Here is a 16,750-nt window from a genome sequence, read left to right as displayed (position 1 = left end):
CAAAGCGAGATGCTTGCGCGCCGCAGCATTGTGGCGCGCCGGAGAGCTTTCGGATCAGGGCTGGCAGATCAGGGCTGACCTGGCGCCCACAGCAGTGCGAGGCGCTGGCCCTCGGCGATCTGCGCCCGCGACATCTTCGAGGCCACCGCATTACGGAGCCGCAGGACGTATTCGCGCTCGCGGATCGAGGCGCGCGCGGCCGCGAGGTTGAGCCATTTGTAGGCCAGCACGACGTCCTGCGGCACGCCATGGCCCTTGTCGTACATCAGGCCGAGCATGCTCTGACCAAACGGATTGCCGCAGATCGCGGCCTGCCGATAGAGATCGGCGGCCGCGTCATAGGCCTGCGGCGCGCCATAGCCATTCTCATACATGAAGCCGAGAAAGGACTGCGCCCGCGCGTTGCCGTGTAGCGCAAGCGGCGTCAGGATGCGCACGGCCGCGAGATAGTCGTGGCGCGCGTAAGCGGCCGTGGCGCGCGCCACGCCATCGGCACGCGCTGATGCCGCGGGGCCGAGCAGGGCGGCGAGCGCGAGCGCGCCGGCAACAAAGGTCGATCGATACGAGGCGGAGCGGAGCGTTGGCATTATCGCCTCACCGGACCGTTCGCATGGTGAGATCGTCCGTGCTCGCTCCGACGCTGCCACGCAGTTTCGAGCGCAGCTCCTCGGCGATATGATGGGCATCGGTGCCGTTGCGGATGATCTGCGGCCGGATGAAGATGATCAGCTCGGTCCGCGTGCCTTTCTTGTCCTGATGCGAGAAGGCATCGCCAAGGCCCTGGATCTCATCCAGCAGCGGGATGCCGTTGCGGCTGCCGTTCTGCTGCTCGCTGATCAGGCCGGCCAGCAGCACGGTCTGTCCCGACGCAACCGAGATCGAGCTCTTGACCCGCCGCTCGGAGACCGTTGGCGTCAGGCTGGCCGCACTGCCCGGCGCCACATTGCTGATCTCCTGCTCGACCTCGAGCCGGACATTGCCGTTGACATTGATGCGCGGCGACACCCGCAGGATGATGCCGGTGTTGCGGTAGTCGATGGTGTTGACGACGGTATTGCTGGTGGTGAGCACTGTTGCGCTTCCGGTCGAGACCGGCACGACGTCGCCGACCTGCAGGGTGGCGACCTGATTGTTGATCACGACCAGCGACGGGTTGGACAGCACCTTGACGCTGGTGACCGCGTGCAGCGCATCGAGGATGACAGCCGGATTCGTATCCGAGCCGATCAGGAAATTGAAGCCGGGGAAGGCGCGGTTGATGACGGCGCTCGTGACCGTGGACACGACCCCGTTCGCATCCGTCGACGTCGTGGTCGTCGGCGCTGATGTCGACTGGCTGTTCGTGATCGAGCCCTGGTTGCCCTTCAGGCCGAGCTGCTTGCTGGTGATATAGGTCTGGACGCCGTAACTCAGCTCGTTGGTCAGCGTCACCTCGGCGATGGTGGCGTCGATCGCGACCTGAAGCGGCGCCTGATCGAGCTGGGCGAGGGTCGCTTCGATGATCTTGTAATTGGCCTGATCGGCATAGATCAGCAGCGAGTTGTTGACGACATCGGGCGTGATCCGCACGCCCTGCATCAGCGGCTGCCCGCTACCGCCGCTTCCGCGCGAGCTGTCGAGTGCACCGCCGCCCGACTGGCTTGCGTTGCTGGATTGCTGCTGTCCGAAGCCGGAGGGGCTGCCCGACATCGCGCTGGGCGAAGAAGACCGGGTGCCGAAGCCACTCGACTGCGACGCGGATGCCGAATTGGCGTTGAGCGAGAGCCGGTCCGCGCTCGATGTCGACGACGAGCCCGAGCCTGGCGCGAGCTGGCTGTCGGCATTGTCGAGCGAAGACGAGGAGCCGCCGACGAACATGTCGTTCAGCACGCGCGCGATCTGGCGGGCGTCGCCATATTTGATCGCGTAGACATGCACGCTGTTGCGGGTGGAATCCTCGCGATCGAGCCGCTTGATCCAGTTGGCGGCGGTCTGCAGCAACGCCGGCTTGCGGCTGACCACCATGATCGCGTTGAGCCGGCTGACCGGCTGGAACTTGACGACACCCTGGCTGAGCCCGGCTTCACCGGAATCCATGATCTTCTCGAGCTCGGCGACAAGCGGCTCGGGCGCGCTGTTGTTGAGCGGATAGATGCCGACGGACTGGCCGCGCATCCAGTCGACATCGAAGCTCATCGCCGTCTCGACCGCATTGCGGCGCTCAGGGCCGGTGCCCTGGATCAGCAGGAGATTGCGCGTTGAATCAGCGCGAACCGTCCCGGGCTTGGTCGCAAAGGAGTCCATCAGCTTCAGGATAGTTTGCGCCGACACATATTGCAGCGGCACGACCGAGACGCCGTAGCCGGCTTCGGGATTGGCCGCCGCCGCATCCACGCGGCCCGCGCCGACCGCATCGCCGAGCGGGGTCAGCCGATAGCCGGTGGAATCATGGACCAGGACCACGCCGTTCACCCGCAGCGCGTTCTCCAGAACGAACACGATGTCCGATTTCGGCACCGGCCGTACCGAGACCAGGCTGACCGTGCCTTGCACGCGCGGATCGATCGTATAGCCGGTGCCAAGAATGTCGCCGATCACCACCTTTGCGACGGTGGCAACAGGCGTGCTCTCGAAATTCAGGTCGTATCCGCCGCCGCTCGCCGGGACCGGGCGCATGCGTGCATCGGCGACGTCGGTCACCTCCGTTCCTTCATAGACGGCGGCGCGTCCGCGCTGACCGACTTCGCTACGACCCACGCCGGGGCCGTCGGGCTGCTTCGGCATGATGTCAAGCGAACGTATCTTGTCGAGCGGGTCAACGTCCGCAGGTGCGATCGCGTTGACTGTCGCCGAGTTGCAGGACGTCAATATGGCGCCGGCGCCAAGTAAAGCCCCCAGCAGACATGCTCTCAGAACAAGTGCCGCCCGGGACCGACGCCGAATGCCGCTACTCACCATAACCCACGCCGATCCAACTGAATGTCTTTCGTGAATCGTGCGCAGGGCCGACCCATGAAGCGCTATCCCTAGCCCGGCAACATGACAGTAATTTTCACGCCGATAGATTTTTGTCACCCGCCTGTCGATGACTGATGGCAGTGGATGCAATCGACGACAGTCCGGTTTTTCGTACAACTGTCATGGTCCCGTTCGATAAGCAGGGCTCTTGCGCCGCACGGTTCAGCCCCGCGCGACGTCGATACACGCCACGAGAAGTGCGACTGGAAAGACGCATGACGGCTCCACAGCCATCGCAATTTGTCGAGCATCTTCGGCACGCGGGCCATCTCAGGTCGGCGGAAGCAGCTGGTCGAACCGGGGCGGGCATGTCGGAGTCCGCCGCGCCGGGCATTGCGCGCGGACAAAATGGTTCGAGCAAGTTGTGGGAGCTGACCGACCTCTCGGCCAATGAGTTCGCGGATGAGGCGGCACGCTTCTATGGCTGTGAGCGCGTGACATTGCAGCAGCTTCTCGCAGGCGCGCCACTGGCTGAGGCATTTTCGCCACGCTTTTTGCGTGAGACATTTGTCTATCCCTACCGCTCGGCCGACAGCCACATCGTGCTCGCCGTTGCCGATCCGTCCGACCAGGCCGCGCGCCGTGCGGCCGAGATCGTGCTTGGCCCGGACATTGCCATCGCCATCGCCACCCACGAGGACCTCGTGGTGGTGCTGGATCGGCGGCTGGCCGAGGAGGCCGTCGCGGAGGAGGGCGGCCGCGATGGGCTGCCGGCGCCGCGCGACGACGACATCGAGAGCCTGCGCGATCTGGCGAGCGGCGCGCCGGTGGTGCGTGCGGTCAACGATCTCCTGGAAAAGGCGATCGAGCTCAGGGCCAGTGACATCCATATCGAGCCATTCTTGAATGGCCTTGTGGTGCGCATGCGCATCGACGGCCTGCTGCGCTCTGTCGTGGCGCCGAGCGGCGTGCTGCCGCACGCCGTGATCTCGCGCATCAAGATCATCGCGAGCCTCAATATCGCCGAGCGCCGCCTGCCACAGGATGGTGCGGCGCGGCTGCGCGCCGGTCGGAGCGAGATCGACATCCGCGTCGCCATCATGCCGACGCAGCACGGCGAGTCGGCCGTCATCCGCATCCTGCCCAAGGATCGCAATCTCCTGGTCGTCGACAAGCTCGGTTTCTCGCCGGCCGACGAGCGGCGGCTGCGGCGGCTGCTCAAGCTGCCGCATGGCATGATCGTCATTACCGGGCCGACCGGCAGCGGCAAGACCACGACGCTGGCGACCATCCTGTCGATCCTCAACGAGCCCTCGCGGAAGATCCTGACCATCGAGGACCCAGTCGAGTACGAGATCGCTGGAGTCAACCAGTCCCAGGTCAAGCCGGCGATCGGCCTGACCTTCGCAACCGCCTTGCGCGCCTTTGTCCGCCAGGACCCGGATGTGATCATGGTCGGCGAGATCAGAGACTCGGAGACCGCGCACGTCGCCATTCATGCCGCGCTGACCGGCCATCTCGTGCTGACCACGCTGCACACCGAGACGGCGGCGGCGGCGCTGCCGCGCCTGCTCGATCTCGGCGTCGAGGCTTATCTCTTGCGCTCGACCCTGCGCGCGGTGATCGCCCAGCGCCTGGTCCGGCAGCTCTGCGAGCGCTGCAAGACGAGAACGACATTGGGCGCGGGCGACTTCAGCGAAGATCCGCGCCTGGCTGCGCTCGGTTTCCGCGTCGGCGAGAGCCTCTATTCTCCTTGCGGCTGCGAGCGTTGCGGCGGCAGCGGATACCGCGGGCGGCTCGGCGTGTTCGAGGTGCTGGAGCTCGATAACGAGCTGCGCAGCCTGATCGGGGAGCGCACCGACGGCCACAAGATCGATCAGGCCGCGATCAAGGCCGGCATGACGACGATGCTCGACGACGGCGTCGCCAAATGCCGGGCCGGGCTGACGTCGCCCGCGGAAGTCCTCCGCGTCACGACCACGCGCTGAGGTGAAGGGATGCCAAGCTTCCGCTACCGCGCACTGACGCAGAATGGCGAGATCGTGCACGGCACGCTCTCGGCGCCGAGCGCGCGCGAGGTGGCGGCCCGCATCGAATATCTGAAGCTGCTGCCGATCGAGACGATCGAGGAAAAAAAGAAGGCCGTCTCGGGCTCGTTCGGCCTGCGCGTCTTCAACCACCCGAGCTCGGCGGAGGTCACCACCTTCACGCGCGATCTGGCGCTGCTGCTGAAAGCCGGTGCGCGGCTCGACGATGCGCTCGAACTGCTGGCCGCCGATGCCGATGTCGGCCGGCTGCGTCCAGTCGTGGCGAAGCTGCGCACGGCGCTGCTCTCAGGCGAGAGCTTTGCCGATGCGGTCGGTGCGCATCCCGCGTTGTTCCCGCCGATGTATGTCGCGCTCGCGCGGGTCGGCGAGGTCTCCGGCACGCTCGACCAGGTGCTGGAGGCGCTCGGCGCAGAGCGGGCGCGATCCGAGCAGATGCGCCGCAAGCTGACCGATGCGATGCAGTATCCGGCCTTCGTGCTGGTCGCAGCCGCCGGCGTGATGCTGTTCTTCATCCTGTTCGTGCTGCCGCAATTCTCGTCGGTGCTGCAGGATTTCGGCGGCAAGTCCGACACCGCGCTCGGCTTCTTCATCGGCCTGTCGGATGCCATGCGCGCCAATTCGACCGTGCTGTTGCTGGGGGCGGCGGCACTGATCGCCGCGGCCTGGTGGCTGCTGCGCCAGCCGGGCGCCAGATCGGCGCTCGTCGGCGGCGCTGCGCGCGTGCCGGGCCTGGCCGCCATCTTCCAGTTCTACCGCACCAGTCTGTTTTGCCGGAATCTCGGCGTGCTGCTCGGCAGCGGCGTCAGCCTGACCGGCACGCTCCGCATTCTCGTCGACATCATGGCGGTCACAGGCAATGCGGCGGGCTGGTCGGCCGCCGCCGAGCGCGTCCGCCATGGCGGCAAGCTGTCGGATGCGTTGTCGGCCGACAGCAGCCTGCCGCCGATGGCGCTGCGCATGCTGCGTCTTGGCGAGGAGACCGGGCAATTGCCCGCCCTCGCCGGCCGTGTCGCCGACTTCTATGAAGCGAAACTGCAGCGCAGCCTCGACCGCGTCGTCGGCATCATCGGGCCGCTGGCTATCATCACCATCAGCACCGTCGTCGGCGGCCTGATCGTCTCGGTCATGACGGCGCTGCTGTCGGTCACCCAACTCGTCGGATGAATGAGGGTCCAATGTCACGGAAAATGATCGTCGCGCAGGGCAGGCGGCATCTCGATCGCGGGGGCGAGCAGGGCTTCACGCTGGTCGAAATGCTCGTGGTGATCACGATCATCGGCCTGATCATGGGCCTGATCGGCCCGCGCGTGCTGAACTATCTCAGCGAGTCCAAGGTGAAGGCGGCGAAGATCCAGATGCAGAGCTTCGCCAGCGCGCTCGATCTCTACAATCTCGATACCGGCCGCTATCCGTCCTCCGCCGAAGGTCTCGCCGCGCTGGTGCAGCCGACAACGGGGGTGGCATGGAACGGTCCGTATCTGAAGGGCGCCGCATTGCCGAACGATCCCTGGAATCATCCCTACATCTATCGCGTGCCGGGCGAGCACGGTCCCTACGACATCATGTCGCTCGGCTCCGACGGGCAGGAAGGTGGCAGCGGCACCGCCGCCGATCTGTCGCTCGATGCGATCAACACCGTCGGGAAGAACTAGATGGCGCGATCCGGCCAGCAGGGTTTTACGCTGCTCGAGATGGTGTGCGTGATCGCGCTCATCGCTCTCGTGGCGGCCGTACTGTTGCCGCTGGTTCCGCGTCAGACGTCCCGGGCGCGGCTGCAGGCCTATGCGCTGCAGGCAGCCACGCTGCTCAAGAGCGATCGGAATGCCGCGATCCGGCGCGGCGTCGACGTGGCCACGCTGGTCGATCCGCATGCGCGGGCGATCCGGTCGGGTGCGAGCCAGGAGATGCTGCGGATTCCGGGTGACGTACGTTTCGATGCGCTGCTGCCGCAGCGCTGTCATCAGCGCGCATCGCTGTCGGTGATCAGCTTCTTTCCCGACGGCATGTCCTGCGGCGGCACGATCGCGCTCAGCCGTCTCGATACGGCCTATGAGATCCGGGTCAACTGGCTGACCGGCAGGATTGAGATGAACTCCCGTGCGCCGCTTGCCAACTGACCGCCGCGATGCCGGCTTCACCATCATCGAGGTGCTGGTCGCACTGGCGATCGTCGCCGTGTCGATCGTGGCGATCGGACGGCTGATGTCCACCAACGCACGCGGCGTGCGCAAGCTGGAAGAGCACGTTGCGCTGGTGCAGAGCGCGCAGACGGTGATGTCGACGGAAATTCCGGATCGTAGCAAGCTCGCGCCCGGACGGCTGATGGGACGAAACGGGGATACGCGTTGGCAGATCGACGTCGGTCCGGTCGGTGGCGACTGGATTGTCGACAAGGAGGACGTCAACTGGATTCCCGAACTCGTCAAGCTGCGCGTCCGCGATGGCTCCGGCGCGACGCTCGAACTCGAAACGGTGCGTCTGATGCGCAAGCCGAAGCCATGAGCAGCCATCACCCCGACCAACGCAACGGCAAGCAGGGATTCACGCTGATCGAGACCCTCGTAGCGCTGGCGCTCACCGGGCTCGTGTTATCGGCGCTCGCCACCATCACCGCGCAATGGCTGCCGAACTGGAATCACGGTATCGACCGCATCCAGCGCAGCGAGCTGGTCGGGATCGCGATGCAGCGCATCGCCGCCGACCTCGCTGCTGCCGAATTCGTCACGGGGCCGGCAGCGGATGGCGAACGACGCAAGCCACTGTTCGACGGCTCGGCGTTCTCGGTCACCTTTGTGCGAACCGCTGTCGGTCCCAATGTCGGCCCCGGCCTCGACGTGGTCAGGATCGGCGAGACCGCCGATCGGGGGCGGCTCTTGACCGTGCGCTCGCGCGCGTCCTTTGCACCATTGCCGCCTGGCACCTCGCTCTTGGAGCAGGTGCATCCGGGCGATCCAGTGGTGCTGCTCACGCCGCCGATGCGCTTGTCGTTTGCCTATGCCGGCCCCGACCGGGTGTTCCGTGACGATTGGCATGACAACGACCGGCTGCCGGCGATCATCCGGCTGACGGTGAGGGAGGCGGGCAGCGAGCGCATCCTGGCGGTCTCGACCGCGACGCCGGTCCATGTCGATGCGCCGGCGGCGGCCGCATCGACCGACGACGCAAACGGCAAGAAGGCGCCCACAGGCGGCAAGCCGAACGCTGCACAGCCACAGCAGAAGGAGCTGTGATGGGCGCGATCTCACGGCCGAGCGGCGTATTCGGCTCCGAGCGCGGCTTCGTGCTGGTCGCGGTGCTATGGCTCTTGGCAGCGCTGGCGGCCTTAGCGGCGATCTTCTCGGCCTTTCTGGCGAACTCGGCGCGTGCGATCGCGGTCAACGACAATGCCCTGCAGACCGAGGCGCTGGTCTCGGCGGCGGTCGAGCTCACGGCCTATCAGCTCGGCCTCTCCGGCGAAGCCCGTCCGGCGCGCGGCTCGTTCCATACCCGCCTGAACGGCGCCGAGATGTCGGTCAGCTGTCGCGCACGTTGCCGGACACGACCTATGTCACGGAGTTGCGCATCGAGGGCGACAAGATGCAGGTCGTCGGCCTGTCGCAGGATGCGCCGTCGCTGATCCGTCTCCTGGAGCAGTCGCCACAATTTAACCGTGCGATCTTCTTTGCGCCCACGACGCGATCGCCTGAAGAATCGGGCGAGCGCTTCCACATCGAGGCGCATGTGACGCCGTATTTCGGGTCGGGATCATGAACCAGAATGCGACCTTGGTCAGAGTGCTCGCCAAGCCGCTGCCCGCCGCAGCGGCCTATCTCGGCGTCATGGCCGTCCTGCTGTTCGTCATTGTCAGCTCCGCGACCGACATGCTCGGACGTCGCGCCGCGGTCGCGGCCACCGCCGCGATGCTCGACCAGTTCCAAGGGCGGCGATCGACGCCCGCGGCGGGCCACGCCGGCGATGTCTCGGCGCCGTCGGGATCGCCCTTCCTGGAAGGCGCCACGGTGACGGTCGCGGGCGCAGCGCTGCTGGAACATGTCACCACCGCTATCGCACGGCTCGGCGGCAATGTGCAGTCCTCGCAGATCGACCTGCAGGGCAACCAGTCCAAGAGCGGCTTCATCACGATGATCGCGAGCTGCGATATCGATCAGCCGGGGCTGCAGCGCCTGCTGTACGACCTCGAGGCCGGCATGCCGTTCTTGTTCGTGGATCAGCTCGTCGTGCAGGCGGCGACGGGACCGGCATCAGGCGGCGAGGGCAGGCTGCGCGTCCTGCTGGGCGTCTCCGGCCAATGGCAGGGCGCGAAATGAGACCGCCGAAGATGATCCGGCTGGGCAGCTTGCGGGCGAGCCTCATGCTGGCCTCAGTTCTCAGCCTTTCGGCCTCGACCACCGCGCTGTCGATCGCTGCACCAGACATGGAGCTTGACCCGACGCAGCGTCCGGCCGATGCACCCGCGACCCCGTCGATATGGGAGACGCCGGCGCCGATCCAGGTGCGGCCCGTGTTGCCGAAGCCGCCAGCACCGCCGTCCCCGCTCGGTGCCAATCCGCTCTGGGCGATTCCATTGGCGAGCCTGTCGAACACGCGCGAACGGCCGATCTTCTCTCCGTCACGTCGGCCGCCGCCGGCCCAGACGCCGATCGTCGTTGCCGCGCCGCCGGCGCCACCGCCACCACCGCCGCGTGTCGAGCGGCCGCCGCTGACACTGGTTGGTACGGTCGCGGGCGACAGCGAGAGCTTCGGTATTTTCGTCGACAACGCCAGCAGCACCGCGCTGCGCCTGAGAGTCGGCGAGGATTACCAGGGCTGGCGGCTGCGGCTCGTGCAGGGCCGCGATGTGTCGCTGGAACGCGATCAGCAAACAGTGGTGCTCAGCCTGCCGGAGCCCGGCGCTGAAGCCGGCTCCGTGCCTGCACCCACCACCGGTCCCGCGCCGATGCCGGTCATGCCCGCGAACTCGACGACCGATGACGAACAAGCGTCATCGCTGCCGCGGCGACGGCGCTGACCGGAGGTGGACTTGAGCGCCGCCGTCAATCGAGCGCGCCGCTTTGCTGCAGCAGAATGGCGACCATGAGCCCGAACGCGAGAAACGGACCGAACGGCAGCGCCGTGTGCCGTGTCATTTTCGTTCCGGCAACATGCAAGGCCAACGCTGTCGCCAACGCGGTGAACGCCGCGACCAGAAGCTGAACTGGAACTCCGGCGATTCCGATCCACAGCGTGGAGGCGGCCAGTAGCTTGACGTCGCCGAGCCCGAGGCCCTGTGTGTTGCGGAGCCGGAAATAGATCCATCGCAACAGCCAGATCACGGCGCCCACGACCACGGCCTCCGCGATAGCTTCCGCGACGAACGGCCATCCTCCGAGCGATACGGCTCGGACCATTCCGAGCAATGCAATCCCGAGATTGAGCCAATCAGGAATGATGCCCTGGCGGAAATCGATCCAGGCAAGCGATACGGATGCGCAGCCGAGCAATATGAGGCAGAGGAGGGCGATCATGGCGGGATGAGAACAGGACGATTGAGGCGATGCGCCTGATAGCACACTCGCTCATGGCATTGTCTTAGATGTTTCGGAGGGCACTCCTTCGATGGGACGACTGGCGCGCACGCGCGAATTGCGGCGCTTCGTTACAAAAATTGCAAATTGCAATATCTGCGTCACAAAACTGCGTATGAAGCGCGACGATGGTGCAGGACGCGGTGACCATTCGTCATATCGACGCGCGCCGCGGCCGACCTATGTAGTGACCATCGTTCGATGATGGTCGAAAAATATTTCCTTCTGCTACGCTTTGTCGTGCGCTTTCATGCCGGCGATAATCCTGCGTCATAATGACCCACTAGACAGCGCGATGCTAACCGCAACCTCTTGGGGGTCCAGAATGGATGTCAATTTGAAGAAGGGCTGGCGCGCGACCACCGCGCTGTGCGTGATCGCGACGCTCGCGATCCAGACGACAGCTTATGCCGCTGACGGCGTCAGCAACTGGGACACGCGCGCGCATCCGAACCACCATGTGTCGCCACAGAGCTCAGTTCAGGATCTGCTGCAACAGATTCAAAACGACACGGCCAAGGCCAACAAGAGCAAGGACCCGACCGAAACCATCAAGACGGCATCTCCGATCAAGCATGTCATCGTGCTGATCGGCGAGAACCGCGGTCTCGACCACACGTTCGGCGTCTACAAGCCGAAAGGCGCGGGCCAGACGATCTCGAATCTGCTCTCGAAGGGCATCGTCAACGAGGACGGCACGCCCGGTCCGAATTACGCGAAGGCGCAGCAGTTCTCGGTCGCCGCGCAGTCGTCGTTCTATATCGGCGCGCCCGCGATCGCGAAGTCGCCCTATAACCCGGTCAACCTGATGCCGCAGCCGAACACGGCCGGCACGCCGACGGCGCAAAGCGACACCAGTCCGCCCTTCAAGACCATCGCCGAGGCTGGTGTCGAGAAGGACATGGATCCGAGCGACCTCGACATCCTTACGACCGGCGCTAGCGGTCTGCCGACCAACTCGCTGGATACCCGCGTTCCGGGTGCCGGCTCGCTTACCGGTCCGTTTCCGCTGCAGGGGCCCCATATCAGCGATGACGACTACACCGGCGATACAACGCACCGGTTCTATCAGGACTGGCAGCAGGAAGATTGCAGCGTCACCAGCGTCACCAAGACGAACAATTCCGGCTGCCTGAACGACCTGTTTCCGTTCGTGATGGCGACCTATTCGGCAACGAACAAGAGCCAGGGCAACTCCATGGGCTTCTACAACGCCCAGCAGGAGCAGGCTCCGATCCTCAAGATGCTGGCCGACCGTTTCACGCTCGGCGACAACTTCCACCAGTCGTTCCACGGCGGCACCGGCGCCAACCACTTCATGCTCGGCACCGGCGATGCGGCGTTCTGGAGCGATGGTGCCGGCAACCCGGCGACACCGTCCAGCATCGCCAACCCGAACCCGAAGCCGGGAACGGTCAACACCTACACGGTCGATGGCAATTTCAGCAACTGCGCCGACATCAACCAGCCGGGTGTCAAGCCGATCATCAGCTACCTGGAAAATCTGCCCTATGCGGCGGAGCCGAACTGCAAGCCCAACCACTACTACATGCTCAACAACGTCAATCCGGGCTACCTGCCGAACGGCGCGCTCGCGCATGGATCGACCCTGCCGCCATCCTCGGTGCGGACGATCGGCGACGCCCTGATGGAGCGGAACATCAGCTGGGCCTATTATGGCGGTGCCTACAATGACGCGGTCGCGCTGTCGAACGTCGCGGTCGCGGCGAACCCGGCCAGCCCGAACCTCAGCGCCGCGGCGGTGGCGGATCCGGCCCACGCTCTCGGGGTAGCCTACTGCCAGATCTGCAATCCGTTCCAGTATGCCACCTCGATCATGGGCGACCCGACCATCCGCGCGGCCCATATCAAGGATACGGCCGACTTGATCACGGCGATCAAGAACAACGCCCTGCCGGCGGTCTCTTTCGGCAAGCCGGATGGCCTGCTTGACGGACATCCGCAGAGCTCGAAGGTCGACCTGTTCGAGGCCTACGTGCTCAACATCCTTGGTGCGCTCGACGCCAATCCGCAGCTGAAGGCGGAGACGGCGGTGTTCATCACCTTCGACGAAGCCGGCGGCTACTGGGACTCGGGCTACATCCAGTCGATCGACTTCTTCGGCGACGGACCGCGCATCCCGATCCTGGTCGTCTCCCCGTACTCGACAGGCGGCAAGGTCTACCACAACTACAGCGACCACGTGTCGATCCTGAAGTTCATCGAGCGTAACTGGAAGCTGCAGCCGCTGACCGTCCGCAGCCGGGACAACCTGCCGAATCCGACGTTCAAGAACGACAATCCGTATGTGCCGACCAACAGCCCGGCGCTGTCGGACCTGTTCGACGCGTTCGACTTCGGCCGTCAGGTCAAGCTGAACTACGTCGAGTGAACGGCTTTTGCGAACCGCAGCGGAACGGTTGCGGATCGGATCGACAATGGCGTGGCGCCGATCGGACCCAAAGGTCCGGTTGGCTCTGCGCATCTTGCGACGCGCCGCTGGCGCGTTGCGCTCGCTCGGCAGGTGACAAGTGCGATGATCAGATCGATGCCTCATGCCGCGCGCCGCCGCTCGATATCCTACCTGCTGGCGATTGGCGCTTGGCTCATGGCAAGCTCGAGCCTGCCACAGGAGAGCAAGGATTTCGACGCCGATCTGCTCCGTTGGCAGCAGGGATCGACGCCCATGCCGGCTGGACGACTGACCGTCTCGGCGGGCCGGGCGCGGCTTGACCTGTCCGATCTGCCTGACGGCTATTTCATCATCGATGGTGCGGGGCCGTCCGCCACTTTCGTCAAGCCTGGCTCAGCCATCTACATGGAGGCACGGCAATCCAGCCGTCTCACGCAATGGTTCGTGCCGGTCCATCCTGCCGATCCATGCCCGCAGTGGCAGGCGATGGCACGAATTGCCGGCGAGCCGGATCACGGCAGCTGGCATTGCGAACAAGACGGGGAGGCAGTGATCGGCGGCCGCCACGTGATCGGCTATCGCGCGATGACCGGGACGGAGCGGCAGTTTCTCGCATGGATCGATCCGACGCTTTCGTTTCCCGTGCGGATCGAGCTTGGGGATGGCGCCGTGTTCGCGATCGACGCGGTGAAGGAGCGGCCTCAACCGCCCGAGCTCACGCAAATTCCCTCGGGTTTTCGGAAATTCGATCCTCAGGCACTGATCGAACGGATCAAGCAAAGCGATGTCTGGGTCGCCCACTGAGGCCCTGTGGATCGCATCAACCGTAATGATGCCGTCACACTCGTGAGGGAAGACGCTCGCGGGATGTCCTTACGATCGACACGGCATCCTCTGGGCAGTCGGCAATGGACCGGTACGGGTATTCGATCTTCTGTGACGACATCCGCAACGAGCCCGGCGGCAAGCTCAGCTTTGTTGGCTGCTATAACGGTGTGATCTTCATTTCCGGCCAGTTTCCGCTGGTGCTGCCGAAACTATGCGTCCACACGCATATCCTGTCGCCGGCCTCGCGGCCGTTCAGCTCGATCCTGGTTCGCTGCTATCTCCCGGGAGACGAGCAGCCATTTGCCGAGGAGCCGGTCGAAACGCCGCGGCAGGCGGCGCAAAATGAGCTGGTCGCGAGCCTCAAGCCCGAGACCAGCGCGCCGCTCTATATCGTGGCCGCGACCAGCCTGATCTTTACGCCGATCGAGCTTCGCAGCTCCGGCCTGATGCGCATTCGCGCTCTTGTCGACGCCGAGCAGGAGATCAGGCTCGGTTCGCTACGCATCGAACAATCGCGGCCCTGAGGCTATCCAAGCTCGCGACGCCAAAGCGATTGATCCCGTTACGAAGTCACATTTGCAGCGCAGCGGACGCGCTCGGCACGCCATGTCCGGTACACTGTCATTCGGCCGTCAGGTTAATAATGTTTTAACGCTCTCCGAGGGCGGCGATCCCCGCCAGCCCCGCTTTGGATAGCAAGGGATAATTTCCATGAGGATGATGACTGCGCTCGCGCTCGTCCTGGCGAGTGCCCCGGCCGCCTATGCCGCCGGTGCGCTGAGCAATGAATCGTTCATCGAGCAGGTCGGCACCAAGAACGATGCCACCATTACCCAGAAGAACGGCAATAACGACCAGGCGACCTTCCAGGCCGGCAAGAAGAACTCGGTGCTGACCACTCAGACCAGCAATCTCGCGAGCGGCAAGAACACCTCGGGCAACGTCCAGGTCGGCAAGGACAACACCGCGACGACCAGCCAGACCAACTCGGCGCCCAACGCGCTCGCGACCGGCGCCCCTACCACAAACAATTCGTTCAGCGCGCAATATGGCGTGAAGAACAATGTCATCGTCGGTCAGGATGGCGGCCAGAACACCCAGGGCACGCTGCAGGTCGGCAACAAGAACATTGCCGGCACCGCGCAATCCAACAGCAGCATCACTCCGGCCACGGCGTCGCCGGTCGGCGGCGACAACAACGCGTTCACCGGCCAGTTCGGCAACAACAACAAGGCCGCCGTCGTCCAGACCAGCGCGGACGGCACCTCGTTCTTCGGCGACAATCTGCCGGGCCACAGCAACACCTCCAGCACGATGCAGATCGGCGACAAGAACGAGGCCGCCACCCAGCAGACTTCGGTCGGCGACACCGCGCAGGGGCCGCGCAACGTGGCGGCCGCCATCCAGGTCGGCAAGGGCAATCTCGAGACCACGACCCAGGGCGGCAACGTGTCCGGCGCCTTCGGCGCCACCACCGCCGAACAGATCGCCAACTACACCAATGCGTCGTTCACGAGCCAGGTCGGCACCAAGAACGTCGCGGAGGTCGATCAGGAGAATGGTGCCAATACCCAGGCTCTGTTCCAGACCGGCACCAAGAACGCCGCCACCATCAACCAGACCACGCAGACCTTCGGCACTGGCAATGGCGCCAACAACGCTCTGACCAGGCAGGTCGGCAAGAACAACCTCGTCAACCTCAATCAGGCGATGGCCGTTCCGCTTGCGCTCGGCAACAACAACTCGTTCATCAGCCAGGTCGGCGGTTCGAACATTGTCAACGCCGCGCAGACCACCGGCCAGCAGGCCTCAGCCGGCAACAACACGCAGGCCGCGATCCAGGTCGGCACGGGCAATTCGGTGCAGCTCGTCCAGGCCACCGCTGCGAACGTGACCAACACCTCGTTCACCGCGCAATACGGCATGCACAATACCGCGACCGTGTCGCAGCACTAACAAAGCAGGCGGCGGGTCGTGCCCGCCGCCTACTATCTGCCGTTTCGAATTGATCCGAAGATCTGGCCGGTCAGTCCTGTCGCGTCTTCGGCGTGATGATCCTGACCGGCTGGTGACCGACGGTCGATGTCATCGGCGCGATGTTCTGTCCCTCAGGTCGGTCCGGGCGGCGCAGCTCGACGGTGATCTCCCGATCGAGCGCCCAGGCGAGATCGGCGAGCCCGCGCAAGGTGATCTCGGCTTCACCCGACAGCTGACGATTGATGGTCGCCCGTTGCGCCTGCAGCCGCTGCGCCAGCGCCTGCTGCGTCAGGCCGGCGCTGCGCTCCTCCATGACGGCCTTCAGCAGCTCGCGGCGGACCCGTCCCATCAGCCGCGCGGCCTTTCGCGATCGCGCCTGGATGTCAAAGCGAAAGAACGTCATCGGGCGCGCCTCCTTTTACGCATAGGCCAGCATCGATCCCGAGCTCGCGGCGGAGCCGCCGGATCGCGATCCGGTAGCCGCGATAGAGATCATGGTCCTTGATCGTGTCGGCCCAATTGCCGAACACCGCGGCAAAGCAATCCTTGGCCAGAAACCAGCCGAAGATCCGGACATCCGGCGTCTTCAATTCCCACACGGCATTGTCCTCGACCCGGATGGCGCGAAACTGTCTGTTAAAGGCGAGCGGCGCGCCGCTCAAGAACGAATAGAACAGATCGTCGATCTGCTCGGCCGCGGACATGTGATCGAGAGGGCGGGGAGGCACGGCGCCCGCGAGCACGTCCTTCAGCCATCTGACAAAGTCAGGCGTGCCGTAGAGCAGCCGCATCGGCTGCTCGCGGGGCTCGAGCTCGACGTCGATCTTGACGAGCGCGCCACTGTCCACGAGGTCCGAGATGGTTGGCATGAGTGGAAGACCGGGCAGGGCAGGCGGCGAGGATGTTGGAGAGATGAAGCCGACCGCACGCCGCGATCGGTCGGCATTGTTGCACATCTCACACGCGCTGACGACCGGGTGCCG

General features: G+C 64.9%; 19 protein-coding genes. 14 read left to right on the top strand and 5 right to left on the bottom strand.

Features of this window, described 5'->3' with window-relative positions; genetic code table 11:
• Positions 1-68: 68 nt before the first annotated feature.
• Together P6U24_RS19020 and gspD are read right to left on the bottom strand one after the other, a co-directional pair.
• Positions 69-587, bottom strand: coding sequence for a tetratricopeptide repeat protein (locus tag P6U24_RS19020; protein ID WP_407154059.1), 519 nt, complete (start codon positions 585-587; stop codon positions 69-71).
• A gap of 7 nt (positions 588-594) precedes the next feature.
• Positions 595-2,937 carry a type II secretion system secretin GspD gene (gene gspD, locus P6U24_RS19015; RefSeq protein WP_407154058.1) on the bottom strand — a complete coding sequence of 781 codons (2,343 nt, stop codon included), beginning with the start codon at positions 2,935-2,937 and terminating at the stop codon, positions 595-597.
• Between the two features lie 275 nt (positions 2,938-3,212).
• On the opposite strand from gspD, the gene P6U24_RS19010 reads away from it, so the two are divergent.
• Genes P6U24_RS19010 through P6U24_RS18965 form a run of 10 tightly spaced genes read left to right on the top strand, consistent with a single transcriptional unit; the run spans position 3,213 to position 9,993 of the window.
• Positions 3,213-4,925 (top strand): GspE/PulE family protein, encoded by a 1,713-nt coding sequence (locus tag P6U24_RS19010; protein ID WP_407154057.1) that lies wholly within the window; start codon positions 3,213-3,215, stop codon positions 4,923-4,925.
• 9 nt (positions 4,926-4,934) lie between these two features.
• On the top strand, positions 4,935-6,149 hold the full coding sequence (locus P6U24_RS19005) for a type II secretion system F family protein (protein ID WP_407154056.1): 1,215 nt from the start codon (positions 4,935-4,937) through the stop codon (positions 6,147-6,149).
• Positions 6,150-6,160: 11 nt separating this feature from the next.
• Entirely contained in the window at positions 6,161-6,637 is a 477-nt protein-coding gene (gene gspG, locus P6U24_RS19000) for a type II secretion system major pseudopilin GspG (protein ID WP_407154055.1), read from the top strand.
• Entirely contained in the window at positions 6,638-7,102 is a 465-nt protein-coding gene (locus P6U24_RS18995; protein ID WP_407154054.1) for a Tfp pilus assembly protein FimT/FimU, read from the top strand.
• Positions 7,083-7,487 carry a type II secretion system protein J gene (locus tag P6U24_RS18990; RefSeq protein WP_407154053.1) on the top strand — a complete coding sequence of 135 codons (405 nt, stop codon included), beginning with the start codon at positions 7,083-7,085 and terminating at the stop codon, positions 7,485-7,487. Before P6U24_RS18995 ends, P6U24_RS18990 begins: the two co-directional genes overlap by 20 nt.
• Positions 7,484-8,215, top strand: a complete 732-nt coding sequence (locus P6U24_RS18985; protein WP_407154052.1) for a type II secretion system protein J — start codon at positions 7,484-7,486, stop codon at positions 8,213-8,215. Before P6U24_RS18990 ends, P6U24_RS18985 begins: the two co-directional genes overlap by 4 nt.
• Positions 8,215-8,601 (top strand): hypothetical protein, encoded by a 387-nt coding sequence (locus P6U24_RS18980; RefSeq protein WP_407160810.1) that lies wholly within the window; start codon positions 8,215-8,217, stop codon positions 8,599-8,601. Before P6U24_RS18985 ends, P6U24_RS18980 begins: the two co-directional genes overlap by 1 nt.
• Entirely contained in the window at positions 8,514-8,735 is a 222-nt protein-coding gene (locus tag P6U24_RS18975; RefSeq protein ID WP_407154051.1) for a PilN domain-containing protein, read from the top strand. The genes P6U24_RS18980 and P6U24_RS18975 overlap by 88 nt, the downstream gene beginning before the upstream one ends.
• Positions 8,732-9,292 carry a type II secretion system protein GspM gene (gspM, locus tag P6U24_RS18970; RefSeq protein WP_407154050.1) on the top strand — a complete coding sequence of 187 codons (561 nt, stop codon included), beginning with the start codon at positions 8,732-8,734 and terminating at the stop codon, positions 9,290-9,292. Before P6U24_RS18975 ends, gspM begins: the two co-directional genes overlap by 4 nt.
• Before the next feature lie 44 nt (positions 9,293-9,336).
• Complete coding sequence (locus tag P6U24_RS18965; protein ID WP_407154049.1) at positions 9,337-9,993, top strand: hypothetical protein; 657 nt, start codon at positions 9,337-9,339, stop codon at positions 9,991-9,993.
• 25 nt (positions 9,994-10,018) lie between these two features.
• Here P6U24_RS18965 and P6U24_RS18960 read toward each other — a convergent pair whose 3' ends face one another.
• Positions 10,019-10,489 carry a prepilin peptidase gene (locus tag P6U24_RS18960; protein WP_407154048.1) on the bottom strand — a complete coding sequence of 157 codons (471 nt, stop codon included), beginning with the start codon at positions 10,487-10,489 and terminating at the stop codon, positions 10,019-10,021.
• Positions 10,490-10,874: 385 nt separating this feature from the next.
• On the opposite strand from P6U24_RS18960, the gene P6U24_RS18955 reads away from it, so the two are divergent.
• The 4 genes from P6U24_RS18955 to P6U24_RS18940 all read left to right on the top strand — a co-directional run bounded on the left by P6U24_RS18955 (position 10,875) and on the right by P6U24_RS18940 (position 15,746).
• Positions 10,875-12,941: a phospholipase C gene (locus tag P6U24_RS18955; protein WP_407154047.1), complete on the top strand. Its 2,067-nt coding sequence runs from the start codon at positions 10,875-10,877 to the stop codon at positions 12,939-12,941.
• A 156-nt stretch (positions 12,942-13,097) separates the two neighbouring features.
• On the top strand, positions 13,098-13,766 hold the full coding sequence (locus P6U24_RS18950; protein WP_407154046.1) for a hypothetical protein: 669 nt from the start codon (positions 13,098-13,100) through the stop codon (positions 13,764-13,766).
• A gap of 104 nt (positions 13,767-13,870) precedes the next feature.
• A complete protein-coding gene (locus P6U24_RS18945) occupies positions 13,871-14,314 on the top strand; it encodes a hypothetical protein (protein WP_407154045.1) in 444 nt (147 codons plus the stop codon).
• 187 nt (positions 14,315-14,501) lie between these two features.
• A complete protein-coding gene (locus P6U24_RS18940) occupies positions 14,502-15,746 on the top strand; it encodes a hypothetical protein (RefSeq protein WP_407154044.1) in 1,245 nt (414 codons plus the stop codon).
• Between the two features lie 70 nt (positions 15,747-15,816).
• Here P6U24_RS18940 and P6U24_RS18935 read toward each other — a convergent pair whose 3' ends face one another.
• Positions 15,817-16,170 carry an XRE family transcriptional regulator gene (locus P6U24_RS18935; RefSeq protein WP_407154043.1) on the bottom strand — a complete coding sequence of 118 codons (354 nt, stop codon included), beginning with the start codon at positions 16,168-16,170 and terminating at the stop codon, positions 15,817-15,819.
• Entirely contained in the window at positions 16,151-16,636 is a 486-nt protein-coding gene (locus tag P6U24_RS18930; RefSeq protein ID WP_407154042.1) for a hypothetical protein, read from the bottom strand. Before P6U24_RS18930 ends, P6U24_RS18935 begins: the two co-directional genes overlap by 20 nt.
• Positions 16,637-16,750 lie beyond the last annotated feature (114 nt).

Source organism: Bradyrhizobium sp. STM 3557 (assembly GCF_045571465.1).
In the GTDB taxonomy this organism is placed as follows: domain Bacteria; phylum Pseudomonadota; class Alphaproteobacteria; order Rhizobiales; family Xanthobacteraceae; genus Bradyrhizobium.
The sequence above is the reverse complement of the archived record's forward strand: the minus strand, read 5'-3'. Positions and strand labels throughout refer to the sequence as shown.